Genomic DNA, 25,847 nt, shown 5'->3' with positions numbered 1-25,847 from the left:
CGCGCATTATCACCACCCTGGGGATCCATTCCTGGCGCGGTACCAGAGCCTTCCCCGGGATTTTGAGTAACCTGAGATTCAGGGTCATCACAAAAAACGATGATATCAGGACTTAACATACTATACTCCCATATAGTATATTGACTGAGTCACCCGACTGAGAAAATGACCTATGCCGTCAACTCCTGAAGCAAAAAAGAAGACTCTGACCCGTGTCAGACGTATCCGGGGGCAAATTGATGCTCTGGAACGTGCGCTGGATGAAGGTGCAGAATGCCGGGCCATACTGCAACAGATTGCTGCGGTGCGCGGCGCTGTCAATGGCCTGATGGCCGAAGTGCTGGAGAGTCATATCAGAGAAACGTTTGACGGTTCTGATACAGACAGCCGGCAACTCAATACCTCGGTAAACGATACTATCGATCTGGTTCGCGCTTATCTGAAATAGCGACCCTTTACCATGAATTAAGGATACCCATTATGAAATCACGTGCTGCGGTCGCTTTCGGCCCCGGAAAACCGCTGGAAATTGTTGAAATTGATGTTGCTCCGCCTAAAAAAGGGGAAGTGCTGATCAAAATTACCCACAGTGGTGTCTGCCATACCGATGCGTTTACTCTGTCCGGCAGTGATCCGGAAGGATTGTTCCCGGTCGTTCTGGGACACGAAGGCGCCGGTGTGGTCGTTGAACTGGGAGAAGGTGTGACCAGTGTCAGCGTCGGCGACCATGTTATTCCGTTGTATACCGCTGAATGTGGTGAATGCGATTTCTGTAAGTCAGGTAAAACTAACCTCTGTGTTGCCGTGCGTGAAACCCAGGGGAAAGGAGTGATGCCAGACGGAACCTCACGTTTTTCTTACAATGGTCAGCCGCTGTACCACTATATGGGCTGTTCAACATTCAGTGAATACACCGTAGTGGCTGAAGTGTCACTGGCAAAAATTAACCCTGAAGCCAACCATGAACATGTCTGCCTGCTGGGTTGCGGCGTCACCACCGGTATCGGAGCGGTGCATAACACGGCTAAAGTTCAGGAAGGCGATTCCGTGGCGATTTTCGGCCTTGGCGGAATTGGTCTGGCTGCCGTTCAGGGGGCCCGTCAGGCCAAAGCTGGCCGTATTTTTGCCATTGATACCAACCCGGAAAAATTTGCACTGGCCAAACAGTTTGGTGCCACCGACTTTATCAATCCCAATGACTACGATAAGCCGATTCAGCAGGTGATTGTCGAAATGACTAAATGGGGTGTTGACCATACCTTTGAATGTATCGGTAATGTCAATGTTATGCGCGCCGCGCTGGAAAGCGCGCACCGTGGCTGGGGGCAATCGGTGATTATCGGTGTCGCCGGTGCGGGTCAGGAAATTTCAACCCGTCCGTTCCAGCTGGTAACCGGACGTGTCTGGAAAGGGACTGCATTTGGGGGCGTCAAAGGCCGTTCGCAACTGCCGGGCATGGTAGAAGATTCAATGAACGGTAAAATTGAGCTGGCTCCGTTTGTCACTCATACCATGACTCTGGATAAAATTAACGATGCCTTTGATCTGATGCACGAAGGCAAATCCATCCGTACGGTGATTAATTTCTGATGTGGTTCCCCCCTCTGCGGAGGGGGATTTCTGGATTACCCGCGTTTTCCTGCTGACTCTCCTGTCTCTCTGCACTCTGCTGATCCACTCCCTTGTTGATTGAATATCAGGGTGAGAGATGGGCTATGTACTAACAGGGAGTATTGAACTGATTCTGGGTGACAAAAGCTATTCGCTGTCTGCCGGCGATTCATTCCATTTTCCCAGCCCTATTCCTCACAGCTATCACAACCACGGAGATGAAGAGGCACAGGTACTGTAGGTTAATACCCCCGTCACCTTCTGACATCGGGTAATGGCCGGTTTGTCTGGTCTTCAGCTCGCCACAGCCGGAGGCTTTCAGGTAGCAGAATGGCTGCGCACCTGAAACATTCAGATCATTTTACTGCAGGTATGCAGCCTGTAGTTTCATCTCCACGTAAGCGTAAACGCCACTATTCTGTTATCAGGACGCAGATAAAAATCATTATTTCTATAACTATAAACAGATTACGTACCGGGCAACTCGCTTACCGGTCTGTCGTCTGCGGTTTTATCGTCATCCCCTTACGCTAAATCACGGTGCAAAAGCATCATATTAGTGCCCCCACAAAACACCCTGAACCAAAAAACGACAAATCAGGGAATTATGAGTCTGTTGTTTCATAAAGGTTGTTTGTAAAAAATTTTCCTTAATTCGTCGTAGCTTAGCCAGCACGGGTAGATATCAGCACCACAGTGGGCCCGGGATGGCCTGATTATTGCTTTGGATAGGAAACTTTAGTTTCTCCCCCGGAGCGAACCCGATGAATAAAACCCATGAAACCGGGCTGTTATATGGCCTGAATGAGAAGATACCGACCGTCCCCGCGATTTTTACCGCTATTCAGCACATGCTGGCCAGTATCGTCGGTATTATCACCCCGCCATTGATCATTGGTTCCACGCTGGGGCTGAATGCCTACATGCCCTATCTGATTAGCATGTCATTATTTGCCTCCGGTCTGGGGACCATCCTGCAGGCCGGACGTTTCTTTTCCATCGGGGCGGGGATGATTTGTCTGCAGGGCACCAGCTTTGCATTTCTGGGAGTGATTATTTCCGGCGGGATGATGATCAAAGGCCAGGGCGGAACTCCGGAGCAGATTCTGGCCATGATCTTCGGTTGCAACCTGGTGGCAGCGATTATCCCGCTGATCGTCAGCCGCTTTATCCATACCTTTTCACGACTGCTGACTCCGCTGGTGACCGGCAGCGTGATTGTGCTGATCGGTATCAGTCTGATTAAAGTCAGCATCAGTGACTGGGGCGGCGGTTTCGGTGCAGCAGATTTCGGTTCTCCGCGTAACCTGGGGCTGGGTGCGCTGACTCTGATTGTGATTGTGCTGATGAACTGCAGCCGTTCCCCCTGGCTCAGACTGTCCGGAATTGTGACCGGGATTGTCGTGGGTAGTGTGGCCGCCTGGCTGACCGGTTCTTTCCATCCGCAGTTTTCCTCCGGCGGGCAGTTACTGACCGTGCCGGTCCCGTTCCGTTTCGGTGTGGCGTTTAACCTGAGTGTGTTTATTCCGATCGCCCTGGTCTCACTGATTTCGATAATTGAAGCCGTAGGCGACCTGACAGCCAACTGTATGCTGTCGAAACAACCGGTTGAAGGCCCTGAATTTGAAAAACGTATCAAGGGCGGGATCCTGGGTGACGGTGTCAGTTGTATCCTGGCCGCCGCTTTTTCCTCCTTCCCGAATACCACATTTGCCCAGAACAACGGCGTGATTCAGATGACGCAGGTTGCCAGCCGTTATGCGGGCTTCTGGATTGGCGGCATCTTTGTGCTTCTCGGCTTGTTCCCGATGTTCAGCCATGTGCTGGAGCAGTTGCCACCTCCGGTACTTGGCGGTGCCACACTGGTAATGTTTGGCAACGTCGTCGCCGCAGGGATTCGGATTATGACCCGCGAGACCATTGATAACCGCGGCATGCTGATTATTGCCATCTCTTTTGGTGTCGGTCTGGGAATTGAGGCCCAGCCGGATGTGATCAAAGAGCTGCCTGCCTTTATCCGCACCCTGCTACAAAGCGCGGTCACCAGCGGCGGTATCCTTGCGATTCTGCTGAACCTGGTACTTCCACGCTCAAAGCATAAACCCGAAGTAAATACTCACATTCAAAATGAAAGCAGCAGTTCAATTTCAGGAGAAACGCATGTCTGAACAGCACCCGGTTTCCGGCACCTCCGGGCGCAGGATTTGGATTAAACAGCCACTGGCCTGCTTTACTGCCAGCGACCAACAGGCCAGCGGTGGCCTGGTGATCACCGGAAATACTATCAGTGAAGTGCTGGCCGCTGGACAGCAGCCGTCGCAACCCTGTGATGAAGTGTTTGATGCCCGTGAACACGTGGTGCTTCCCGGGTTAGTAAATACTCACCATCATTTTTATCAGACCCTGACCCGGGCCTGGGGACCGGTGGTCAGTGAGCCGCTGTTTCCCTGGCTGCAACAGTTATATCCGGTCTGGGCAAAACTGACGCCAGAGGCACTGGCTCTGGCGACCGAAGTGGCGATGGCAGAGTTGTTACTCTCGGGTTGTACCACCACCAGCGACCACCATTATCTGTTCCCTCAGGGAATGGAAGATGCCATCGATATTGAAGCTGAAGTGGTCAGCCGTATGGGAATGCGGGCCATGCTGACCCGGGGTTCGATGAGCCTCGGACAGGCCTCCGGTGGCCTGCCTCCGGAGCATACGGTTCAGACTGCGGAAGATATTCTGGCGGACAGTGAACGCCTGATTAAACGTTATCATCAGCGTGGTGACGGCGCACAGATTCAAATTGCCTTAGCGCCATGCTCTCCTTTTTCGGTCACCACTGATATCATGCGCGCCAGCGCAGAAATGGCTGAAGCTCTGGACGTCCGTTTACATACCCATCTGGCCGAAACACTGGATGAAGAAGAGTTTTGTCTGAAACGCTTCGGTTTGCGTACCGTTGATTATCTGGATTCGGTGGGCTGGTTAAGTCACCGGACCTGGCTTGCTCACGGTATTCACTTCAATCAACAGGAAATTGAACGTCTGGGAGCTGCCGGCTGCGCGATATGCCATTGTCCGGTCTCTAATATGCGCCTCGCCTCCGGTATCTGCAGAACGCTGGAACTGGAACAGGCCGGTGCGGTGATAAGCCTGGGCGTTGATGGTTCTGCTTCTAACGATGCCTCCAACATGATGTACGAAGCCCGGCAGACGCTGTATCTGCAGCGTTTACGCTACGGGGCCAGAGACATCACCCCGGAACTGATCCTGCGCTGGGCTACCCTCGGGGGAGCGAAAGCCCTGGGGCGCAGCGATATCGGACAGTTGTCGGTCGGTAAACAGGCAGATATTGCCCTGTACCGGCTGGATGATTTGCGGTTTAGCGGCAGTCATGACCCACTGGCAGCTTTACTGCTGTGCGGTGCGGAACAGGCTGACCGGGTGATGATTGGCGGTACATGGCGGGTCACCGACGGCAGGATTGTCGGACTGGATACCGATGCATTGATTGCCCGTCACCGTCAGGCGGCAAAGCAACTGATCATGGCATAACACTATAATACAGCGGAGCGGCATTGACTGCTCCCGCATAAAAGTAATGTGGCAAATAAACGGGAACGACTGATGAAAAAAATAACTAATGATAGCAATACACTGCGCCGTGCCGGCTGGCAAAAAGTGATAGGTGGCGGATTACTGGCCGCCTGTCTGTTACCGATGATGGCACAGGCCGTCGCCGATGATAGCAATCCGCAAACGGCCAACGATTTCAGTGAAATTTTCACCAAAGGCAAGGTCAGTGGCAGTATCCGTTCTCTCTACTATTCCACACATAATGCCTATTTTGTCTCTCACTATAACCAGGATACCGTCAGCTACGGGGGTTTCCTGAAATATGAAACCGCGCCTTATGACGGTTTTAACATGGGTGTCAGTGGTCTGTTTGTCCGTGGTATTGATCACGGCAGTGCGGACCAGACCGTTAGCGAACTGGGAGAAAACCAGACCAATATCGGTGAAGCCTGGTTACAGTGGAAAGGGGATGATTTCCGCATAACCGGCGGTAACCAGCAGCTGGATTTACCTTTCCTGGGCAACTATGACTGGCGTATCACCCCGATCATTTATCAGGCTGTGGATATGGAATATGGTCAGGGCGAAGACTTCCTGCGCGCGACTAAAGTTTTCCGCTACAAACCCTGGGGCTCCGATACTCAGGGCCGTTACACCGCCTATAACACGACCGATAAAACGGCAGGTATGTGGTCGCTGGGCGCCGGTCATCACCTGGATGCCGGCAGCACTCATCTGAACGGCGTCGCCTGGTACGAAAGCTATCGCGACTACACCAATATTTTCTATACCGAAGGTCACGCCAGCTGGAATAACGTCGCCATGACCCCGGATTTCGGGGTGCAATATATTCGGGGCACCGGTAACGGCAAAGATCTGGCAGGCCCGGTGAACAGCCAGAGTATTGGCTGGCAGTTATCCCTGAACCTGACGCCACAACTGAACTGGAAGCTGGGTTATGATTACCTGTCGAATAATGCCAACAGCTATCAGTACGCGCTGGTCACCCCGTACGCACATAATGCCTCATCAGGCCCTTACTTTGCACAACCGTTCTTCACCAGTACCCAGGATCTGGGGAATGGCAACGCCTGGTCGACCAGCCTGAACTATAACTACAACCAGAATCTGACCGTCGGTACCCGTTACACCTGGATGGATCTGACCCCACCGGCCGCTTCCGGCAGCCTGCGTCAGTCAGAATATCTGGTCTACGGTGTCTGGAACTTTGACGGCGTGCTGAAAGGACTGAGCCTGAATGACTTCCTCGGGGTGCAGACTTCTCCACTGTACAAGAAGGATTTCTGGCAGAACCGCGTCACTCTGCAATACGATTTCTGATGTATTTACGGCGGGTGCCTGCACCCGCTGTTTTTCCTGACCCCGCCAAAAATACCTGTTTTCTCTCCCGTCTGTCATTACCCTTAGCCGCCCTCCGGAAAAGCAATGGCGAAATTAATTTTAAATAAAATAACAACGGACTTAACAACCGGACAAAAAAAAGATTACACTAGCGCTATTATTCACGGGGACCCAATGGAATTGTCATTTGTCATTTCTTATCCGGTTATCGCACACTAAACTTCCTGCAGTTATTGCTATTCTGGCCATACTGATGTTGTTTATTGCCCCGGAAATATCCCGTTCATTACAAAACTCCTCCGCCACACCAACCGCCAGTATCTCTGCTTCTTCTGAGATGGCAATGCCGGGCATGTCTGTGACCGCGCACATAGCCATGGAGAAACACGCCGCCCCCCACAGTGCTCCGGCCGTTGACCCGATGTCGGGAATGGATGATATTGCCTGTGGATACTGCGTGATGCTGCTGCATATGCCGGTACTGCTGGCAATGATGGTCTTCCTGTGCTGGTTCAGTTTACTGTTGCGTCGGGCCCCACCTGCCAGGCGACATTACGCCCTGCCGGTTCGTTTATTCACCGGCGATCTTCAACCCAGGGGTCCTCCCCTCCGCTGCTGAATTTTATGTTCTGTTTCTGATGATGAACGGCAGATTATTTTGCCGTGGGTAAATAATATGTGCATTGGCGCAGGAATAATTACGCCTTAAATAAAAGACGGTTAATTCCGTGATTATTTCTCATCATCAGGATCAGACATTTATCTATTTTCAGAATAACCATTCAATATTGCCATTATGGTCACAGGTCTGGTTTTCAGTCTTCGGGAATTAATTATCGATCGCCATCAGGCGCGTCACCCGAAAATATATTTTTGATTTACGCAGGTCAGTCAATGACCGGCGACTCACAAGGAATGATTATGTCTTTTTCAGCCAAAAATATCGTTGCAGCGTTATCTTTACTGGGCAGTGCGTTACTCAGTCAGCAGGCGCTGGCACATGCTCATCTGACCTCTGCCGAACCGGCACAACAGAGTGAAGTTTCGGTCTCACCAGACCATTTAACACTGCATTTTTCTGAGGATTTAGAAGCCGCCTTTACCGGCATCACTCTGTCACAGGCCGATGGCAAGCAGGTAGCGACCGGTAAAGCCAGCGTGGAAGATACCGCGAAAAGTACCCTGATTGTGCCGGTGACTCAGCCGCTGAGTCATGGGAAATATCAGGTTGACTGGCATGCACTGTCTGTCGACGGGCATAAGACCAAAGGCAGCTATACTTTCACTGTGAAGTAAGCCCTGTGATGCCGGTATCAGTAGATACCGGCAGTCTCATCGGGGAGGTTCGACAGATAACATGGCTTCATCTTCATGGCTGCGGCGACGAAAATCACTGGGGCTGACCCCTACCCGTTTACGAAAAACCCTGGAAAAATAGAGCTGATCGTCATATCCCACTTCTCTGGCCACCGTGGCTACCGGTTCCAGGGTCGACTGTAGTAATAACCGGGCACGGATAATCCGTTGATCTTCACGCCAGCGCAGCAGGTTGACTCCCAGTTGTTCGCGGAACAGATGAGCCAGCCGTGACGGTGATAAACAGACATGCCGGGCAATATCCTCAATTTTCAGATCACTGGCCAGACGCAGTGTCATAAACTGACAGGCTTCCACTATTCGGGCATCACGAACCTGTTGCTGGTGTCTGGGATCTTCTTCTGCCGCCCTCAGCAACAGATTTTCCAGCAGATTCATCGACATTTCTTCGGCAAAGGGCCTTCCTGAATTGTGCACCTGTTCAATATTAATAAACAGCTGACTGAACTCAGCCTGCAAACTCTCCGGTAACCGCAATCTTCCTACGCCGGATTGCAGGGTGGACCACTGTAACCAGTTACTCCAGAAGGCTCTGGGTCGGAAATAGACCCAACGATGAAACCAGTTATCACTGTCCGGCGCCCGGCCATAGTAATGAGCCATTTGCGGCTGAAACAGCAACATATCACCGGGTTCACAGTCAAAACCGGCTTCGCCTTCAAAAACTCGTCCCTTTCCGCTGATGGTGAGATTAAGAATATACCCTTTCATCCCTTCCGGGCGGTCAATAAAGAAATCCAATGCTCCCCCGGCGGTGATGGGCGTCAGCCCGGCAACCAGCCAGGCATTAAAATGATAGCCAGGCAGTAGCGGATCTTTCTGTAATTTGCCGGATGACGAATGAAACATCATAAATTCTCCCCGGGACTAAATAAGCAAACTCACCAGGCGCATGGTGAATCACGTACTTTCAGACTTAGCTTTTTTGTTTATAGCGGTCAAAAATAACTGCCGCGAGCAAAATAGCCCCCCGTACGACATACTGTGAAAACGGTGAAATATTCAGCAGATTCATGGCATTTTCCACGGTGCCCAATATTAATACCCCGGCAACGACATAAGAAATGCGGCCTACCCCACCTTTTAGCGAAACGCCTCCTAACACACAGGCAGAAATCACTACCAGCTCATAGCCCAGCGATGTCATCGGCTGGCCGCTGGTCATACGGGATGCCAGAATGATTCCCGCAGCGGCTGATACCAGCCCGGAAAGGATAAAAATAATAATCCGGGTGCGGACAACGGGTACCCCGGCCAGTCTGGCGGCTTCTTCATTGCCACCAATCGCCAGCGTATTTCTGCCAAAAATGGTTTTATTCAGCAGGAATCCAAAGACGACCATCGTCAAAATCGTCAGCCAGATAGGTGCCGGCACCCCCAGCCAGTTGGCATATCCCAGGCTAAAAAACGAATCATCATCAATGCCCACCGCTTTACCGTCTGAGATGATATAAGCCAGACCGCGGACAATCTGCATCGTCGCCAGCGTCGTGATCAGGGCATTAATTTTAAGCCTCGCAATCACAAACCCATTGACCAATCCGGTCAGACAACCCAGCAATAAACCGGCTCCCACGCCAATCCACATATTTTCAGTCAGGTTCATCACCACTGCGGTCACCACCCCGGCACAGGCAATCACCGAAGCAACAGACAGATCAAAATCACCGGAGGCCAGGCAAAACAACATCCCGCAAGCCACCATACCTGACATCGACATGGCCAGTCCCAGGCCTTTCATATTAATGAATGTGGCAAAGTTCGGGACAAAAATAGCGCAGACAACAAACAGCAATGCAAACACCACCAACATGCCAAAATTGTTCCATAGCCGGTTCAGGCGTTGCCCGGAAGACACTGCCAGCGGTGCAGTGGCAGAAGGGGTTGAAGTTGAATTAGTCATAGTTAACTCCTGATTTCAGACAACAGCCGGTTGTCCGGAGGTCACCGGCATCGCCAGGCTCAACGCCTGAGGTTCGCTCGCCTGGTCATGAGAAAGTTCACCGGCAATGGCACCTTCCCGCATCACGAGAATACGATCCGCCAGTCCTAACACCTCCGGCAGGTCACTGGAGGCAAACAGCACGGCGACGCCCTGCGAGGCCAGTTGATAGATCAGCTGATAAATTTCATGTTTAGCGCCCACGTCGATACCGCGGGTAGGCTCATCCAGTAGCATCACTTTAATATGGCTTTCGGATAACCAACGGCCGAGGATGGCTTTCTGCTGATTCCCGCCAGAGAGCCGGGCGATTTGTTGTTCACCGGTCGGGGTCTTGATTTTTAAACCACGAATATGCTGCCCGGCGTTCTCCAGTTCCCAGTGGTTATCCACCAGCCAGCCAGCCGACAAATGTTCCCGCCTGGCGCTGATATTGATATTTTCATTGACCGAGTGAACGGGAATGATACCGTCAGCTTTTCTGTCTTCCGGGCAGAGCAGAATGCCGGAACGAATAGCATCAATGGGTTGCGACAGACGGAGTTTTGCCCCTTCGAGCCACACCTCACCGGAAAGTATTTTGCTGGCACCAAACAATCCTTTGAGTAATTCGGTCCGCCCGGCACCGACCAGGCCGAATAATCCAACAATTTCCCCGGCACGGACCTGCAGTGAAACCGGTTGTTTCACCCCGGTGGTATGGAATTTATCCAGCCTCAGACGGGTTTCACCGAGGGGGCGCGGCTGGTAACCATAGATATCACCAATCTCGCGACCCACCATCGCCTGCACCAGTTGTTGATGACTAAGCCGGGTCATATCATCGAAAGTGCAGACGTAGCGACCATCTTTAAATACCGTCACCGCATCACTTAAGGCAAAAATTTCTTCCATCCGGTGCGAGACATAAAGCACCACTTTGCCCTGTGCCCGCAGTTGACGGAGCACACGAAACAGGTGCTCAGTTTCGCGGGCAGACAACGAGCTGGTCGGTTCATCGAAGGCAATCACCTGCGCATCACGCGCCAGCGCTTTGGCTATCTCCACCATCTGCCACTGGCCGAGTGACAGGTATTTAAGCGGAGTTTCCGGGTCGATAGTCATCCCGAGAGCGCTGAGTTGCTGTTGGGCTTTTTGTCGCAACAGCTTTTTATTTAACAATCCACCCTGACCGGGTAATTGACCCAGGAAAATATTCTCGGCAACTGTCAGTTCCGGCACGAGATGCAATTCCTGATAAATAATGGCAATACCCGCCTGTAAAGCCTCGGTGGTATTACTGAATGCCACCGGTTTCCCCTGAAGAATTAACGTTCCTTCGGTGGGGGTATAACTGCCGCTGAGGATTTTCAGTAACGTCGATTTGCCGGCGCCATTTTCGCCCATCAATGCATGGATCTGCCCCTGCTCACAACTGAAGGAGATATCCTGCAACGCTTTAACTCCGGGGAAACTTTTGCCTATCCCCTGAAACGCCAGAGGCGCGGTGGTTCTGATCATAACGGCTCCCGCTCACAGTCAATGACAACATGGCAATTTTGACGCTCCGCCACTGCTGACGACGGAGCGTGGCTGTGGTTTACATCAGCCCTTTTTTCTTCAGTTCCTGCTTAAAGTTGTCACGGGTAATCAGTACCACATCGGTAACTTCGGTAAATGCAGGCGGTTGCTCATCTTTTGTCACCCAGTTAAACAACATCTGGCTGCTTTTATAGCCGTGGATATCCGGGCTCGGCAGTAAAGAACCGTAGAAACCGGTGGCTTTCGCTTTGGAAAGTTCGCTGACGGCATCGACTCCGTTAATGCCAATACCAATCACATCTGCGGCTTTAAATCCCTGGCCTTCAGTCGCCCGGACACCCCCCAATACGGTGTTGTCATTCATACCAACAATCAGCCAGTGCTTAACCTGTGGGTGCTGAACCAGTAACGAATTACCGGCATCCAGCGCCCCCGGAATATCATTTGATTTGGTGGGAATCTGATAAATCTGTGCAGCAGGGAAACCCGAGGCTTTCAGGGCGTCCATAGCGCCGGTAGTACGACGTCGGGCAGTATCCAGTTCATCCGCGGTAATCGCCATCACCGCAGTGTCTTTCACATCCCAGCCACGTTTCTGCATCTCTTTATAGAGTTCCTGGCCCTGACGCTCACCGATTTTGGTGGCCGCCATCATCACCAGCGGGACAGCCGTTATCGGCTGACCTTTGGCATTCACAAACTGGTCATCTACCGCAATCACTTTCATATCGTAACTGCGGGCTTTAGCAATAATCGCGGCCCCGAGTTTAGGATCCGGGGTACAGATAACAAAGCCTTTGGCACCGCTGGCCGCCAGGCTGTCAATGGCATTCAGCGTCTTTTCTCCGTCAGGAACCGCAATCTTTATGACATTAAACCCCATATCTTTGCCGGCTTTATCGGCAAACGCCCATTCGGTCTGGAACCAGGGTTCTTCCGGTTGCTTGACCAGAAATCCAAGTTTCAGGGTATCTGCCAATGCTGAATGGGACATCAGGGCAGCCAGGCCAAACGCAGCTAACAGTTGGGTATATTTACGCATCATTCTCTCCGGCAATGGTCACGATGTCGGGTGGCAGAACAATGGACTTCAGCAGTTACGCCTGGCCGAATGGTCACTCCCCCCGGTAAAATCAGGGTTAGTTGTATCGTTGTTTACTTCAGGAAAGGGAGAGCAAAATCACATCACTCAATGACAGTGAATTTATCCATACATTCAGCTAAATTAACCTTTATATAACATTTGAGGTCGATCACAATTTCGGTCATTTATCGGATAAAAAAGGGAATAAAGCCATATTTCACAGAAGTTATGGCCATTCCCGGAGGAAAGGGAAAGAACACTTAATCGCTATGCATAGCTGTTTTTTACCGGTTCAGTGGGCAATCCCTTGCCACGGTGTCATCAACAGCCTTGTGTTATAAGCCATCAGCTTAACCGACGGACCGGCGCATTTTTCTGTCGGCTCCACCAGTAAGTCAGCAGGCGCTGCAAACTGATAAACACAAACAACAGAATTCCGATAGCAATTTTGGTCCACCAGGAGCTCAGCGTGCCGTCAAAATTAATCCATGTCTGGATCAGGCCCTGAATCAGTACGCCAAACAGAGTCCCCAGCACAGTGCCTACCCCGCCTGACAGTAAGGTTCCACCGATCACCACTGAGGCTATCGAATCCAGCTCAACCCCGACACCCGCCAGTGCATAGCCGGCAGAGGTATATACTGAGAAGACAATTCCGGCCAACACTGACAGGGTGGTTGACAGCATATAGACCTTCAGCGTGGTCGCCCGGACCGATACTCCCATCAGCCGGGCAGAGGTCAGGTTTCCGCCGATGGCGTAGACCTGGTTACCAAAGCGACTGCGGTGAGCCAGCAGGATCCCGCCAGCGACCACCACCAGCATAATCACCGCCAGCAGGCTGAGGCGCCCACCTCCCGGAATCTTCCAGCTTAGTGAGGACAAGGTGGTATACAGCGGATCGTCAATCGGGATTGAGTTTTCAGAGATCAAATAACTACAACCACGCAGCAGAAACATCCCGGCCAGCGTAATGATAAACGGAGGGATCTTCAGGGCATCAATCAGCCAGCCCATCATTGCTCCGAAGGCCGCGCCAGCCACCAGAATAATCGCAAATGCCAGCCATGGATCCATATGGTACTGAGTGATCATCCGCGCGATAAACACCCCGGTAAAGGCGATCACTGCCCCTACCGACAGATCGATACCGCCGGAGAGGATCACAAAGGTCATCCCCACCGCAATAATCCCGAGAAACGCATTATCGGTCAGGATATTACAAATCACTCTGGTCGTCGCGAACGCCGGATACTGGCTCAGACAAAACAGATAGCCAGCGACAAAGACCACCAGCGTGATCATTAAAGGTAAATAGCGTTTAATCATCAGCGTTCTCTCCGGGTAAACAGCGCCAGAAACCGCGGAGACTGCAGCAGCAGCACCGCCATCACCACCAGGGCTTTTACCACCTGATTCAGTTCCGGCTGGAATCCTGACAGCAAAATCCCGGTGTTCATCGCCTGGATAATCAGCGCCCCGACCAGTGACAGAAACAGATTAAATCGTCCGCCAGCCAGTGCCGTGCCGCCAATCACCACCGCCAGGATGGCATCCAGCTCCAGCCACAGCCCGGCATTGTTCGCATCTGCTGCACGGATATCTGCGGCGACCAGAATCCCGGCCACCGCGGCACAAAGCCCGCTAATCACATAAGCGACAATCACTATCACCGCACCATTCACCCCGGCATTACGGGCTGCGCGCAGATTGATCCCTGTAGCTTCAAGAAATAAACCCAGCGCGGTTTTACGCACCAGCAGCCCTGTCAGCAGGGCGATAAATAAAGTGATCCACACAGGCACAGGTAATCCCGCCAGGGCGCCAGATCCCAGCCAGGCCAGCGATGGATTATCAAAGGTGACGATTTGCCCCTGGGTGATCAACTGAGCAATTCCCCGCCCGGCCACCATCAGGATCAGTGTCGCCACGAAAGGTTGTATTTTAAGAACCGCCACCAGGATGCCATTCCACAGGCCGCAAACGACACCACTGAGTAACGCGACACCCACCACCACCGGCAGTGAGTGGCCCGCCACCATCATGCTGACGGCGCTTGCCCCGGAGATAGCCATCACCGCTCCGACCGACAGATCGATTCCTCCGGTGGCGATCACCAGCGTCATTCCCAGAGACAGAATAGCGACCGGAGCGGCCCGGTTCAGAATATCGATCGGGCTGCCAAATAACCGGCCATCACGAATCTGTACTGAAAAGAAATTATCCGACACCAGGCTGTCAATAATCAGCACCAGTATCAGGGCGAGAATTTGCGGAATCCCCGGCGGCCAGCGCCGTTTATGTTTCTCCGCCACTACTACGGTTTCAGGAATTTCAGCCATTCTGACCTCCTCCGTCGGCAATCGCGGTCATGATCGTCCCTACCGACAGCCGTTCCAGTGGGATCTCAGCCACCTGTCGGTGATCACGCAAAATAATCACTCTGTCGGCATAGCCCACCAACTCCTCCAGCTCGGACGAGATCACCAGTAGTGCCAGCCCGTCGGCACACAGCGATTCAATCAGCCGGATGATTTCCGCATGGGCGCCAATATCAATACCGCGGGTTGGTTCGTCGAGAATAAGAAACTGCGGGCGGGTCACCAGCCAGCGCGACAACAAGACTTTTTGTTGATTACCCCCGGACAGTAGCTCTACCGGCTGTTCAGCATCCGGGGTACGGATCCCCAGGCTTTTGATCAGTCGTTCCGCAATTTCTGTCTGTTGATGGCGGGAGAGCGGCCGGAGCCAGCCGCGCTGTGCCTGAAGGGCCAGGATAATATTTTCCCTGACCGAGGCCGCACCAATAATGCCATCGGTTTTGCGGTCTTCAGGGCAGAATCCTATCCCTGCCCGGGAAGCCCGCGCCGGGGTACGGATATTTTGCGATTCTCCACGGATCGATGCGGTCCCCTGATCGGCACGGCGAATGCCGAACAATACCTCAGCCGTCTCGGTACGACCGGAGCCCAACAGCCCGGCCAGCCCGACGATTTCTCCGGGACGTACCGCCAAATCGAACGGCTCAATATCCCCTTTACGTCCGTACTGACTGAAACTGACCACCGGATTTTCGCTGTGCAGGGTCCGCCCCTGACGTTGTAACGAGGTACTGAGTAGTTCTCTGCCCAGCATCAGTTTTATCAACTCCAGTTGCGGTAATGTCGCGGTATCCCGCGTCGCCACATAACGCCCGTTGCGTAAAACCGTGATCCTGTCTGTAATACGGTAAACCTGATCAAGAAAATGGGTCACAAAGATCAGGCTCATCCCGCGCGCTTTCAGCTTTTCCATCAGGGTGAACAGCATTTCGACTTCGCTGGTATCCAGACTGGCGGTGGGTTCATCCAGGATCAGTATTTGTCCGGACAAATCGACCGCCCGGCAGATGGCGATAATCTGCTGCATCGCCACCGAAAATACGCCCAGCGGGGCGGTGACATCCAGTTCAAAACCATATTCCCGCAACAGTTCACTGGCTTTACGGTTGAGGGTGCGACGGTCGATTAATCCAAAGCGCCGGGGCTCCCGTCCCATAAACAGGTTATCGGCTACCGACATATTGGGCAGCAGATTCACTTCCTGGTAAACCGTGCCAATGCCAGACTCCTGTGCCTGAGCCGTGCTGCGCGGATTAATTTCCCGGCCATTGAGCAATATGCTGCCCTGATCGCGGGTATATACCCCGGTCAGCACTTTAATCAGTGTCGATTTTCCTGCACCATTTTCCCCCAGCAACGCCATGATTTCGCCTTTCCTGAGAGAAAATGACACATCATCCAGCGCTTTGACGCCCGGAAAACGCTTACTGATATTTTGCAAGGTCAGTAAGCCGGTGTCCTGTGACAGCTCCATAGGGTTCTCCTCTGGCAGCAGACCGCCTGTGACCAGGCGGTCTGGCGGTTAGTAGCCCATCCCCTGTTTTTTCGCTAACTGCGCCGCGGCGTCAGCCGGTAAATAGAGTCGGGAGTCTGTACGGATAATTTTTGGCGGGAGGGTGCCATCTTTTTTGTATTTTTCCAGCGCATCGAAAGCAGGACCGGCCATATCCGGCGTCAGCTCGACGTTGGCATTGGCTTCACCTTTCTGCATCGCGGTGTAGATATCCGGCACACCGTCTATCGAACCGGTCAGGATATCGCTGCCGGGCTTCAGGCCGGCTTCTTTAATCGCCTGGATGGCACCGATGGCCATATCGTCGTTATGGGCAAACACCATGCAGATATTTTTGCCGTTGTTCTCGGCCTTAATAAAGCTTTCCATCACCTGTTTACCTCCGCTGCGGGTAAAGTCACCGGATTGAGAACGGATGATTTTAATGTTCGGATGGTCGGCAATCGCTTCAGCAAAACCTTTTTTACGGTCGATGGCGACACTGGCACCCACGGTACCCTGCAGTTCAACCACATTACATTGCTTACCGGCCTCATGTTTTACCAGCCAGTCACCAATCAGCCGCCCTTCCAGCACGTTATCGGCGGTGACAACTGACATGTATAACGACGGGTCTTTAACGGTAATCGCCCTGTCGAGCAGGAATACCGGAATTCCGGCATCTTTAGCTTCGCGTAATACCGGCTCCCAGCCGGTTTGTACCACCGGGGCGATAAATATGGCGTCGACACCCTGAGCAATAAAAGACCGTACCGCTTTAATCTGATTTTCCTGTTTCTGCTGCCCATCCGCAATTTTCAGGGTAATACCGTGCTTCTCAGCTTCACGTTTTGCCACAGTAGTTTCTGCAGCCCGCCAGCCAGATTCAGAGCCAACCTGAGAAAAACCGACGGTCAGGTTCTCAGCCATCGCTGCCGATGTCAGGGCTGCGGAGATGGCCGTTGCCAGTAAAATACGTTTCCACATAAGTCACCTCGTGCTTGTAGGGTAGAGTTTTTTATAGGTATTTATTCGCAACCTGCCTGTAGCAGAAAAATCGTTGCGTAGAGCAAATATAGATAAGGTTCTGTTCAGCAAATCGCGCCAGCTCACACTTCTGATGACCTCAGCAAAATTGTCCATATCTACAGCCGCAGAGTCATACCGCTTTTTCCGCCAGCCCCCTACTGTTTTCCCATGTGCTACCTGAGCGGAGTTTGATTATGTCTTTAACACTGGGGCTCGATTTTGGCAGTGATTCTGTCCGTGCACTGGCGGTGGATTGTGAAAATGGCAAAGAACTTGCCGAAGGTGTGGCCTGGTATCCCCGTTGGAAACAAGGGGAGTTTTGCAATGCCACGCTGAACCAGTTTCGCCACCATCCGCGTGATTATCTGGAAGCGATGGAAAGTGCTCTGCAACAGACCTTAGCGAAGCTGAGTGACCAACAACGACAGCAAATTAGCGGGATTGGTGTGGATACGACCGGATCAACACCGGCCCCCGTGGACGCCAGCGGCCAGGTTCTGGCTCTGAGACCAGAGTTTGCCACCAATCCGAATGCCATGTTTATCCTGTGGAAAGACCATACTGCGGTGGATGAAGCCGAAGAGATCACCCGGTTGTGCCATGAATCAGCCGCCGAAGATTACTCTCAGTATATTGGCGGAATCTATTCCAGTGAGTGGTTTTGGGCGAAGATCCTCCATATCACCCGCCAGGATCGTGCCGTTGCTGAACAGGCCGTGGCCTGGGTCGAACTGTGTGACTGGATTCCGGCGATGCTTTCCGGAACCACCGCGTTGAATGAGTTCCACCGCAGTCGCTGTGCGGCCGGACATAAAGCACTGTGGCATGAAAGCTGGGGAGGATTACCGCCCGCCGCGTTCTTTGATCAGCTGGATCCCTTGATAAACCAACACCTTCCGTACCCTATGTTCCGCGACACCTTCACCGCAGAAAAACCGGTCGGCAAACTGACGGCTGAGTGGTCATCACGGCTGGGACTCCCTGACGGAATAGCCATTGCCGGTGGCGCTTTCGATTGCCATATGGGGGCCGTGGGGGCTGGAGCCCAGCCAAATACGCTGGTCAAAGTGATTGGTACTTCGACCTGCGACATCCTGATTGCCGATAAACAGCAGGTAGGGCAACGCGCTGTTCGCGGTATTTGTGGTCAGGTCGATGGCAGTGTCGTCCCTGATTTTATCGGGCTTGAGGCCGGACAATCTGCCTTCGGTGATATCTACGCCTGGTTTGGCCGGGTATTAAGCTGGCCGCTGGAGAGTCTGGCGGCACAGCATCCTGAATTAAAGGACACCCTGGAAAAAAGCCGCCAGCAACTATTGCCGGAGCTCACCCGCTCATGGGCCAGTCAGCCAGCACTCGATCATTTACCGCTGGTCCTCGACTGGCTGAATGGTCGGCGGACACCGAATGCTAACCAGCGACTAAAAGGAGTGATCACTGGCCTGACGCTGGCCAGTGATGCACCGGCTATTTTTGGGGGATTGATTGCGGCGACCGCCTTTGGTGCCCGCGCCATTATGGACTGTTTTACCGGACAGGATATTCCGGTCAACCACGTGATGGCACTGGGCGGGATTGCCCGTAAAAACCCCATCATTATGCAGGTGTGCTGCGATGTACTGAATCGTCCGTTACAGGTGGTGGCCTCTGATCAGTGTTGTGCACTGGGAGCGGCTATTTTTGCCGCCGTGGCGGCCGGTGAATGGCCGGATATTGCCACCGCGCAACAGCATATGGCCAGTAATATTGAACAGACACTGCAACCCGACCCGCAACGTTCTGCCACTTTAGGGCAACTGTACCAGCGCTATCAGCAATGGGCAGTGGCTGCCGAACAACTCTATACCCCGATCAGCCGGACCTCCGACACGGTCAGTGCCGCAGACGGTATCTCTCTGGCGCATTAAGGAGCATTGAATGAACATTTTTCAACAATATGATATCTGGTTCGTCATCGGCAGCCAGCACCTGTACGGAGAAGAAACCCTTCGCCAGGTCGCCAGCCAGGCGCAACAGGTGGTTGATTCACTTAACTCTCAGGGCGGCCTGCCCTGCCGGTTGCAACTCAAACCGACCGCAACCCGCCCCGATGACATCACTGCACTCTGTCAGCAGGCCAGCAGCGATACAAGATGTGCCGGGATTATCGTCTGGCTGCATACCTTCTCTCCGGCCAAAATGTGGATTAATGGCCTGAATGTACTGACCAAACCGCTGTTGCAGTTCCACACTCAGTTCAATGACCATATTCCCTGGGGCAGTATCGATATGGACTATATGAACCTGAACCAGACCGCACACGGCGGCCGGGAATTCGGGTTTATTGGTGCCAGAATGCGGCTGTCACACAGCGTGATCACCGGCCACTGGCAGGATCAGGACACGCTGAAACGTTTGGGCCGCTGGATACGTCAGGCCGTCTCGGTACAGGACACCCGTAAACTGAAAGTGGCCAGGTTTGGTGACAATATGCGTGAAGTGGCGGTGACCGAAGGGGACAAGGTGGCGGCGCAAATCACCTTTGGCTATGCGGTGAACGGCTATGGTGTCGGGGATCTGGTCAGCGTAGTGAACCAGGTCAGCGACGGCGAGATTAATGCCCTGATAGATGAGTATGAAAGCAGCTATCAGCTCACGCCGGCCGTACAACTCAACGGAGATAAACGCCAGAATCTGCTGGATGCCGCGCGAATAGAGCTTGGTATGAAACGCTTTCTGAGCGATGGCGGATTCCATGCGTTCACCACGACCTTCGAAGATCTCCACGGGCTGAAACAGTTACCGGGTCTGGCAGTACAACGTTTAATGCAACAAGGTTATGGCTTCGCCGGCGAGGGTGACTGGAAGACTGCCGCGTTACTGAGAATGATGAAGGTGATAGCCAGTGGCCTGCCGGGCGGCACCTCATTTATGGAAGATTACACCTATCATCTGCGCCCTGGCGAACAGCAGGTTCTGGGGTCACATATGCTGGAGATCTGCCCCAGCATTGCCAACGCCGACAAACCGGTGCTGGATGTTCAGGCGCTGGGGATTGGCGGTAAAGAGGATCCTGCCAGGCTCATTTTTGCTGCTCAAACCGGACCGGCGATTAATGCCTCACTGATCGACCTGGGGGATCGTTTCCGCCTGTTAGTCAATTGTGTGGATTCCATTCCCGCCCGGCATCCACTGCCTAAACTGCCGGTGGCATCCACATTGTGGCAACCACAACCGGATCTCTACACCGCCTCTGAGGCCTGGATGCTGGCCGGTGGCGCACACCATACCGTGTTCAGCCAGGCATTGACGCTGGAAGATATGTATCTGTTTGCCGAAATGCACAATATCGAGATCACGGTGATCGATCAGAACACGACTCTGCACGGCCTGAAAGACTGCCTTCGCTGGAATTCTGTTTATTACCGCTGGCAGTCATAATCCTGCGGCCTGTACTGCTGGCCGGTACAGGCCATCACTGAGGACAGAACAATGCTTGAATCACTTAAGCAACAGGTGCTGGCCGCCAATCTGGCTCTTCCGGCACATCATCTGGTGACACTAACGTGGGGCAACGTCAGTGCGGTAGACCGCCAGCACGACGTGCTGATCATCAAACCTTCAGGAGTGGATTACAGCACTATGAAGGCCGGGGATATGGTGGTGGTCAGCCTGAAAACCGGCGAGGTGGTAGAAGGCCACAAACGCCCATCGTCTGATACTCCCACTCACCGTTTGTTGTATCAGAAATTTCCACAGATTGGTGGCATCGTCCATACTCACTCCCGGCATGCCACCATCTGGGCTCAGGCCGGGCTCAATATACCGGCGAATGGCACCACCCAGGCAGACTACTTCTATGGCGCGGTGCCTTGTACACGACCAATGACGGATGATGAAATTAATGGTGAATATGAGTGGCAGACCGGTGAAGTAATTGTCGAAACTTTCCGGCAACAAGGCCTTGACCCGGGGCAGATCCCGGCGGTGCTGGTCAATTCTCATGGCCCTTTCGCCTGGGGGAAAAATGCCGCTGACGCAGTGCATAACGCAATCGTGTTGGAAGAAATCGCCTACATGGGACTGTTTTCTCACCAGCTGAACCCGGGGTTGCAGTCGATGCAGCAAACCCTGCTGGATAAACATTATCTGCGTAAACACGGCAACAACGCGTACTACGGTCAATAACGCCCATTTGGTCAGCCGTAATAAAGTATTTCCTTAACGGCTGATCAGCTACACTAAAGTTTCCAGGACTAACTTCACATTTTCCCCCCTCTGATAAATCCCTTCATAATCGATCTCACCACAGAGATTTCTCCTTGCCGCGACTTGACAGTGACTTTACAGAAAAAATCCATTTTTTTTTGCGATAAAACAATGAATATCCCTAACATGCCGATATTACTGAGTATTTTCACACCTTATTTTTTCGGTACTTATTCAAGTAAAGCACACTAAACCTATCAATAACCTAATACTCATTCCCAAAACCTATCACTACAGATAATTCCTGGTGGTAATCTCTCTTCAACGGAAATGCTGACTGATGTGTTGCCCGCAAGGCTGGTTATCAGAATGCAGTCCCGGATAAATCACTCAACTGATTTATCTCAACAACAAATGATGCGTTTTACTAATCAGTCATGGGGTCTTAAAATGAAAAAAGTTCTGTTACCAATTGCAGCATTAACTTTAGGTCTGGCATCTGTACAAGCGATCGCTGCCGATGGTACTGTTACTTTCACCGGTAATATTACTCAGTCAGGCTGCGTTGTATCCAATGCATCCAGTGGAAATATCACGGTTGCCATGGGTACTATTTCCGGTACCGGATTAACTGCAAACGGTCAGTATGCAGGTTCTAAGGCTTTCGAAATTGACCTGTCCAAATGTGCGACCGGTGCGATTAAAGTTCGTTTTGACGGTACACCTGTTGCAGGTAATTCGAATGTGTTGAAAATGACCGCACAATCAACTGCGACGACTGATCCTGCAGCAACAGTAGGTATCCAAATTCTTGATGCTAGTAGTGGAGCGGTTTATAACATTGGCGATTCAAGCAGTGCTGTTCCTTTCAAGACAATTGGAAATGACGGTACCGTGCAACTGAATATGATTGCCAGATACTACGCATTTCAGGCTGGTACGCCATCTGGACCAACTAAAGCAAGTACCACATTCTCTATCGAGTATCAGTAATCGCTGACACTCTGGTGGCTAAAAACAGGTGAAATTAATGAAAAGGTTGTTTATTTTTGCACTGCTGCAGTTGTTTTCCGTCTCTTCGTTTGCGGCAATTCAACTGGAAGCCACCAGAGTTATCTACAATTCAAACAGTAGTTCTGCTTCCCTGTCGTTAAATAACTCCAGTAATCAGAACTATATGCTGCAAAGCTGGCTGGAAAACGAAAATCCACGCAATAGCGCTGCAATCCCGATGCAGGTTATTCCGCCAATTATGCGTATCGATGCTGGCAAGGAAGCCACGCTCCGTTTTATTTATTCCGGTCACGGATTGCCAACCAATCGTGAATCACTGTTCTGGATTAATCTGCAGGAAATACCGCCGTCGGCTAAAGACTCAAATACATTACAGATTGCGGTACACAGCAGGTTAAAACTTTTCTATCGTCCGCAGGGACTGAATACCACGCTGGAAAAAGAAGTTCAGAAACTGGTATGGCGGCAAAGTGGAAATAAATTATCAGTGACCAATAATGGTCCGATGTATGTTTCTCTGAACCGCCTGCATTTGGGCAGCGGTAAAGATATTTATCTGGATATGGTTGCCCCGGACTCTACCGAACAGTTTACTTTGCCGGCGAATACTCAGGTGGGTTCAGCCGTTTCATTCAGTTATGTCAATGATTTTGGCGGGACCTCAGAAGTGAAAAACTTCCCGACCAAATAAAGACAATTCAGAAGCTGGTCGCCATGAAAAAAAAGATATTTCGCTCTCTGCCGCTTGTTGTTACTTTACCGGGAATGTTTGTTATTTCCGCGGCCAGCGCTGAAGAGTTTAATATGCAGTTTGTGCATGGCGCGGCAAATATGAATGCTGCGCGTGAAGTGTCAGTCGGCGACAGTATTCAGCCAGGTACCTACCCTTTCGATATTTTTCTTAATTCAGAAAAAATTGACAGCCTGTCAGTCACCTTTATCCGTAATGCTAATGGTGTTGAACCCTGTTTTAGTGCTGAGCAATTACACAATTACGGCATTATTTTGCCAGCTCCGCTCGCCGGCCAACAGTGTGTCGATTTAAAAAAACTGATCCCGGACGGAAAGGTAGAAGCGGATATAACCCAGCAACGTATTGACCTGACCATTCCGCAAACCAGTATGACCGTAGTGCCGAAAGGCTCCATCCCGACACGTCTGTGGGATGAAGGGGTGAATGCCGGATTCGTTAATTACAACCTGGACTACAGTAAAAATAGCTTCCATGGGTCATCTTCAGCCTCCAGTAATGAATATACTTACCTGTCATTGAATAACGGACTTAACCTCGGCCGCTGGCGGTTACGGGAGAATGGTAACTATACCCACGATAATACCTCGGGTTCTCACTGGAACAATATTTCCAGCTGGGCGGAAACTGACATTATTTCAATGCGCAGTCGTTTTCTGGTGGGCCAGTCCGCTACCAGCAATAGTGTGTTCGACAGTATCCAGTTCCGTGGTGTTAAACTGAGCAGCGTGGATGACATGCTGCCCGACAGCATGCGTAACTATGCCCCGGTGGTTCGTGGCGTCGCCTCTTCTAATGCCAGGGTGACTATCCGGCAGAACGGCTACCTGGTGTACAGTACTACGGTACCTCCGGGGCCGTTTGCGATTCACGATATTTACCCGAACACCAGTGGTACGCTGTATGTCACGGTGACCGAGGCCGATGGCTCTTCGCACCAGTTTACTGTCGCCTATTCTTCTGTAGCCAATATGCTGCGTGAAGGATTATGGAATTACGAAGTCACTGCCGGTCGTTACCACGACGGTATGAGTGGGTATGAGCCGGACTTCATTCAGGGAACCGTGGCCCGGGGTATCAGCCATAACCTGACCCCTTACGGCGGGGTCCTGATTGCAGACAATTACCAGTCGGCTGTAGCCGGGGTAGGCTCCAGTCTGGGTGAGTTTGGTGCTGTTTCTCTGGATGGAAGTTATGCTAAAACCAATCTGGCTTCGGGGGGTACCAAACAAGGCCAGAGTTATCGTTTTCTTTATGCAAAGTCACTGGATAGCTTCGGTACCGATTTTCGTCTGGCAGGTTATCGCTATTCGACCTCCGGATATTACGACTTCAGCGATGCTGTGCGGGAACGCCGTGACTGGAAAAACGGTGTCTACGAAAGTGATTATATAGATCCGAATAATGTCGTTTCCGGTACCCCTTCCTGGGCACAAACCAATAATGCGACCTTCTATTCCAACGTTTATGCAAATAAACGCCAGCGAATGGAAGTCTCGATTAACCAGAGCCTGAGCGGCTATGGCAACATTTATCTGAATGCCAACCAACAAAGTTACTGGGGAACCAGCGAAAAAACCCGCACAGTGCAGGTGGGTTACTCTAATTCCTGGAAAGGAGCCAGCTATGGTGTTTACTGGCAGTCTACCCGTTCACAATATGGTTACTCAGACAATAGCGTCAATGTGACCTTGTCGATTCCGCTGGTGATCAACAGTAACAACAACGTTATTGTATCCACCACTCAACTGGCGCACGATCAGCAGAGTGGCGACAGTTACAATACCGGCGTTTCCGGAACCCTGCTGGATGATAATCGCCTGAGCTATGGCGTCTCTACCGGCCATACTCAGTCCGGCGGACAAAACAGTAGTGCTAACCTGAGCTACGATGGCAGCAAAGGCAATATTAACGGCAGTTACAGCTACAGCTCTAATTATACTCAGTCTTCATTGGGTGCCAGCGGTGGCCTGGTCGTTCACTCCGGCGGTGTCACTCTGTCACAGCCACTGGGTGATACTTTTGTGATTGTTAAAGCGAAGGATGCGCAAGGGGTAGGTGTACTGAACTCTCCGGGGGTTAAAGTTGACCGCTTCGGCTATGCCATAGTGAATAACGTGACGCCTTACCGTTACAACACCATTGCCCTGGATACCGAACAAATGCGGCCCGGACTGGATATCCCACAGTCCATTATCCAGACAGTACCGACAGAGAAAGCGATTGTCCGGGTGAACTTTAATACCTTCTACGGTCACAGTTTGCTGATCCATTCAAGATTAGCGGATAACAGCTTCCCACAGATCGGTGCCAGTGTATTTAACTCACAAGGCCGTAACAGCGGAACCGTGGGTATGAACGGTGACCTGTACGTTGCAGGTATTGCCGCTGGCGATAAACTGACGGTGAAATGGGGTGATGGCCCTGCCGATAAATGCTATCTGCAGATCCCTGCAAAACTGGATGCTCAAACTAAAACCATGGGTTACCAGGAACTTACACTTACCTGCCAACGCCCCTGAGGAGTCAGG

At 52.0% G+C, this 25,847-nt stretch carries 22 protein-coding genes; 14 read left to right on the top strand and 8 right to left on the bottom strand.

Annotated elements, in window-relative coordinates; translation table 11 throughout:
- Positions 1-172 precede the first annotated feature (172 nt).
- The 8 genes from frmR (at position 173) to copC (ending at position 7,833) form a co-directional block, all read left to right on the top strand.
- Positions 173-448: a formaldehyde-responsive transcriptional repressor FrmR gene (gene frmR, locus B3Z23_RS17570; protein WP_294912520.1), complete on the top strand. Its 276-nt coding sequence runs from the start codon at positions 173-175 to the stop codon at positions 446-448.
- A 32-nt stretch (positions 449-480) separates the two neighbouring features.
- Positions 481-1,590 carry an S-(hydroxymethyl)glutathione dehydrogenase/class III alcohol dehydrogenase gene (locus B3Z23_RS17565; RefSeq protein ID WP_294912518.1) on the top strand — a complete coding sequence of 370 codons (1,110 nt, stop codon included), beginning with the start codon at positions 481-483 and terminating at the stop codon, positions 1,588-1,590.
- A 118-nt stretch (positions 1,591-1,708) separates the two neighbouring features.
- A complete protein-coding gene (locus B3Z23_RS17560; RefSeq protein WP_294912516.1) occupies positions 1,709-1,852 on the top strand; it encodes a cupin domain-containing protein in 144 nt (47 codons plus the stop codon).
- A gap of 523 nt (positions 1,853-2,375) precedes the next feature.
- Positions 2,376-3,779: a uracil-xanthine permease family protein gene (locus B3Z23_RS17555; RefSeq protein ID WP_294912514.1), complete on the top strand. Its 1,404-nt coding sequence runs from the start codon at positions 2,376-2,378 to the stop codon at positions 3,777-3,779.
- Positions 3,772-5,154, top strand: a complete 1,383-nt coding sequence (locus tag B3Z23_RS17550; protein ID WP_294912512.1) for an 8-oxoguanine deaminase — start codon at positions 3,772-3,774, stop codon at positions 5,152-5,154. The genes B3Z23_RS17555 and B3Z23_RS17550 overlap by 8 nt, the downstream gene beginning before the upstream one ends.
- 72 nt (positions 5,155-5,226) lie before the next feature.
- Positions 5,227-6,516, top strand: a complete 1,290-nt coding sequence (locus tag B3Z23_RS17545; protein ID WP_294912511.1) for a TonB-dependent receptor — start codon at positions 5,227-5,229, stop codon at positions 6,514-6,516.
- 208 nt (positions 6,517-6,724) lie between these two features.
- Complete coding sequence (locus B3Z23_RS17540) at positions 6,725-7,156, top strand: DUF2946 domain-containing protein (protein ID WP_294912510.1); 432 nt, start codon at positions 6,725-6,727, stop codon at positions 7,154-7,156.
- Between the two features lie 302 nt (positions 7,157-7,458).
- Positions 7,459-7,833, top strand: coding sequence for a copper homeostasis periplasmic binding protein CopC (gene copC, locus B3Z23_RS17535; protein WP_294912509.1), 375 nt, complete (start codon positions 7,459-7,461; stop codon positions 7,831-7,833).
- A gap of 36 nt (positions 7,834-7,869) precedes the next feature.
- Here the strand turns inward: copC and araC are convergent, their stop codons facing one another.
- The 8 genes from araC to ytfQ all read right to left on the bottom strand — a co-directional run bounded on the left by araC (position 7,870) and on the right by ytfQ (position 17,321).
- Entirely contained in the window at positions 7,870-8,763 is an 894-nt protein-coding gene (araC, locus tag B3Z23_RS17530) for an arabinose operon transcriptional regulator AraC (RefSeq protein ID WP_294912601.1), read from the bottom strand.
- A 67-nt stretch (positions 8,764-8,830) separates the two neighbouring features.
- The gene (gene araH / locus B3Z23_RS17525) at positions 8,831-9,817 is read right to left on the bottom strand and encodes an L-arabinose ABC transporter permease AraH (RefSeq protein WP_294912507.1); all 987 of its coding nucleotides are present in this window, start codon (positions 9,815-9,817) and stop codon (positions 8,831-8,833) included.
- 15 nt (positions 9,818-9,832) lie between these two features.
- Complete coding sequence (araG, locus tag B3Z23_RS17520) at positions 9,833-11,356, bottom strand: L-arabinose ABC transporter ATP-binding protein AraG (protein ID WP_294912506.1); 1,524 nt, start codon at positions 11,354-11,356, stop codon at positions 9,833-9,835.
- Between the two features lie 79 nt (positions 11,357-11,435).
- Positions 11,436-12,419: an arabinose ABC transporter substrate-binding protein gene (locus tag B3Z23_RS17515; RefSeq protein ID WP_294912504.1), complete on the bottom strand. Its 984-nt coding sequence runs from the start codon at positions 12,417-12,419 to the stop codon at positions 11,436-11,438.
- 387 nt (positions 12,420-12,806) lie between these two features.
- Complete coding sequence (yjfF, locus tag B3Z23_RS17510) at positions 12,807-13,790, bottom strand: galactofuranose ABC transporter, permease protein YjfF (RefSeq protein ID WP_294912502.1); 984 nt, start codon at positions 13,788-13,790, stop codon at positions 12,807-12,809.
- The gene (gene ytfT / locus B3Z23_RS17505) at positions 13,790-14,803 is read right to left on the bottom strand and encodes a galactofuranose ABC transporter, ATP-binding protein YtfT (RefSeq protein ID WP_294912501.1); all 1,014 of its coding nucleotides are present in this window, start codon (positions 14,801-14,803) and stop codon (positions 13,790-13,792) included. The genes yjfF and ytfT overlap by 1 nt, the downstream gene beginning before the upstream one ends.
- Positions 14,796-16,316 (bottom strand): sugar ABC transporter ATP-binding protein, encoded by a 1,521-nt coding sequence (locus B3Z23_RS17500; RefSeq protein ID WP_294912500.1) that lies wholly within the window; start codon positions 16,314-16,316, stop codon positions 14,796-14,798. The genes ytfT and B3Z23_RS17500 overlap by 8 nt, the downstream gene beginning before the upstream one ends.
- Positions 16,317-16,364: 48 nt before the next feature.
- Positions 16,365-17,321 carry a galactofuranose ABC transporter, galactofuranose-binding protein YtfQ gene (gene ytfQ, locus B3Z23_RS17495; protein ID WP_038023706.1) on the bottom strand — a complete coding sequence of 319 codons (957 nt, stop codon included), beginning with the start codon at positions 17,319-17,321 and terminating at the stop codon, positions 16,365-16,367.
- 236 nt (positions 17,322-17,557) lie between these two features.
- Here ytfQ and B3Z23_RS17490 point away from each other — a divergent pair, with 236 nt between their 5' ends.
- The 6 genes from B3Z23_RS17490 (at position 17,558) to B3Z23_RS17465 (ending at position 25,838) form a co-directional block, all read left to right on the top strand.
- Positions 17,558-19,270: a ribulokinase gene (locus B3Z23_RS17490; RefSeq protein WP_294912498.1), complete on the top strand. Its 1,713-nt coding sequence runs from the start codon at positions 17,558-17,560 to the stop codon at positions 19,268-19,270.
- A gap of 10 nt (positions 19,271-19,280) precedes the next feature.
- Positions 19,281-20,783 (top strand): L-arabinose isomerase, encoded by a 1,503-nt coding sequence (gene araA, locus B3Z23_RS17485; protein WP_294912497.1) that lies wholly within the window; start codon positions 19,281-19,283, stop codon positions 20,781-20,783.
- A 51-nt stretch (positions 20,784-20,834) separates the two neighbouring features.
- Positions 20,835-21,530 (top strand): L-ribulose-5-phosphate 4-epimerase, encoded by a 696-nt coding sequence (gene araD / locus B3Z23_RS17480; RefSeq protein ID WP_294912496.1) that lies wholly within the window; start codon positions 20,835-20,837, stop codon positions 21,528-21,530.
- Positions 21,531-22,001: 471 nt separating this feature from the next.
- Positions 22,002-22,544: a fimbrial protein gene (locus tag B3Z23_RS17475; protein WP_294912494.1), complete on the top strand. Its 543-nt coding sequence runs from the start codon at positions 22,002-22,004 to the stop codon at positions 22,542-22,544.
- A gap of 37 nt (positions 22,545-22,581) precedes the next feature.
- The gene (locus tag B3Z23_RS17470) at positions 22,582-23,256 is read left to right on the top strand and encodes a fimbrial biogenesis chaperone (protein ID WP_294912493.1); all 675 of its coding nucleotides are present in this window, start codon (positions 22,582-22,584) and stop codon (positions 23,254-23,256) included.
- 23 nt (positions 23,257-23,279) lie between these two features.
- The gene (locus tag B3Z23_RS17465) at positions 23,280-25,838 is read left to right on the top strand and encodes a fimbria/pilus outer membrane usher protein (RefSeq protein WP_294912492.1); all 2,559 of its coding nucleotides are present in this window, start codon (positions 23,280-23,282) and stop codon (positions 25,836-25,838) included.
- Positions 25,839-25,847: the final 9 nt, after the last annotated feature.

Source organism: Tatumella sp. UBA2305 (genome assembly GCF_002345795.1).
Taxonomy (GTDB): domain Bacteria; phylum Pseudomonadota; class Gammaproteobacteria; order Enterobacterales; family Enterobacteriaceae; genus Tatumella; species Tatumella morbirosei.
This window is presented reverse-complemented; position numbering and strand designations above follow the sequence as displayed.

What these genes read in the sequence shown, in the direction of transcription:
- frmR (WP_294912520.1), top strand. Translation starts at nt 173, where the DNA reads ATGCCGTCAACTCCTGAAGCAAAAAAGAAGACTCTGACCCGTGTCAGA.
- B3Z23_RS17565 (WP_294912518.1), top strand. Translation starts at nt 481, where the DNA reads ATGAAATCACGTGCTGCGGTCGCTTTCGGCCCCGGAAAACCGCTGGAA.
- B3Z23_RS17560 (WP_294912516.1), top strand. Translation starts at nt 1,709, where the DNA reads ATGGGCTATGTACTAACAGGGAGTATTGAACTGATTCTGGGTGACAAA.
- B3Z23_RS17555 (WP_294912514.1), top strand. Translation starts at nt 2,376, where the DNA reads ATGAATAAAACCCATGAAACCGGGCTGTTATATGGCCTGAATGAGAAG.
- B3Z23_RS17550 (WP_294912512.1), top strand. Translation starts at nt 3,772, where the DNA reads ATGTCTGAACAGCACCCGGTTTCCGGCACCTCCGGGCGCAGGATTTGG.
- B3Z23_RS17545 (WP_294912511.1), top strand. Translation starts at nt 5,227, where the DNA reads ATGAAAAAAATAACTAATGATAGCAATACACTGCGCCGTGCCGGCTGG.
- copC (WP_294912509.1), top strand. Translation starts at nt 7,459, where the DNA reads ATGTCTTTTTCAGCCAAAAATATCGTTGCAGCGTTATCTTTACTGGGC.
- araC (WP_294912601.1), bottom strand. Translation starts at nt 8,763, where the DNA reads ATGTTTCATTCGTCATCCGGCAAATTACAGAAAGATCCGCTACTGCCT.
- araH (WP_294912507.1), bottom strand. Translation starts at nt 9,817, where the DNA reads ATGACTAATTCAACTTCAACCCCTTCTGCCACTGCACCGCTGGCAGTG.
- araG (WP_294912506.1), bottom strand. Translation starts at nt 11,356, where the DNA reads ATGATCAGAACCACCGCGCCTCTGGCGTTTCAGGGGATAGGCAAAAGT.
- B3Z23_RS17515 (WP_294912504.1), bottom strand. Translation starts at nt 12,419, where the DNA reads ATGCGTAAATATACCCAACTGTTAGCTGCGTTTGGCCTGGCTGCCCTG.
- yjfF (WP_294912502.1), bottom strand. Translation starts at nt 13,790, where the DNA reads ATGATTAAACGCTATTTACCTTTAATGATCACGCTGGTGGTCTTTGTC.
- ytfT (WP_294912501.1), bottom strand. Translation starts at nt 14,803, where the DNA reads ATGGCTGAAATTCCTGAAACCGTAGTAGTGGCGGAGAAACATAAACGG.
- B3Z23_RS17500 (WP_294912500.1), bottom strand. Translation starts at nt 16,316, where the DNA reads ATGGAGCTGTCACAGGACACCGGCTTACTGACCTTGCAAAATATCAGT.
- ytfQ (WP_038023706.1), bottom strand. Translation starts at nt 17,321, where the DNA reads ATGTGGAAACGTATTTTACTGGCAACGGCCATCTCCGCAGCCCTGACA.
- B3Z23_RS17490 (WP_294912498.1), top strand. Translation starts at nt 17,558, where the DNA reads ATGTCTTTAACACTGGGGCTCGATTTTGGCAGTGATTCTGTCCGTGCA.
- araA (WP_294912497.1), top strand. Translation starts at nt 19,281, where the DNA reads ATGAACATTTTTCAACAATATGATATCTGGTTCGTCATCGGCAGCCAG.
- araD (WP_294912496.1), top strand. Translation starts at nt 20,835, where the DNA reads ATGCTTGAATCACTTAAGCAACAGGTGCTGGCCGCCAATCTGGCTCTT.
- B3Z23_RS17475 (WP_294912494.1), top strand. Translation starts at nt 22,002, where the DNA reads ATGAAAAAAGTTCTGTTACCAATTGCAGCATTAACTTTAGGTCTGGCA.
- B3Z23_RS17470 (WP_294912493.1), top strand. Translation starts at nt 22,582, where the DNA reads ATGAAAAGGTTGTTTATTTTTGCACTGCTGCAGTTGTTTTCCGTCTCT.
- B3Z23_RS17465 (WP_294912492.1), top strand. Translation starts at nt 23,280, where the DNA reads ATGAAAAAAAAGATATTTCGCTCTCTGCCGCTTGTTGTTACTTTACCG.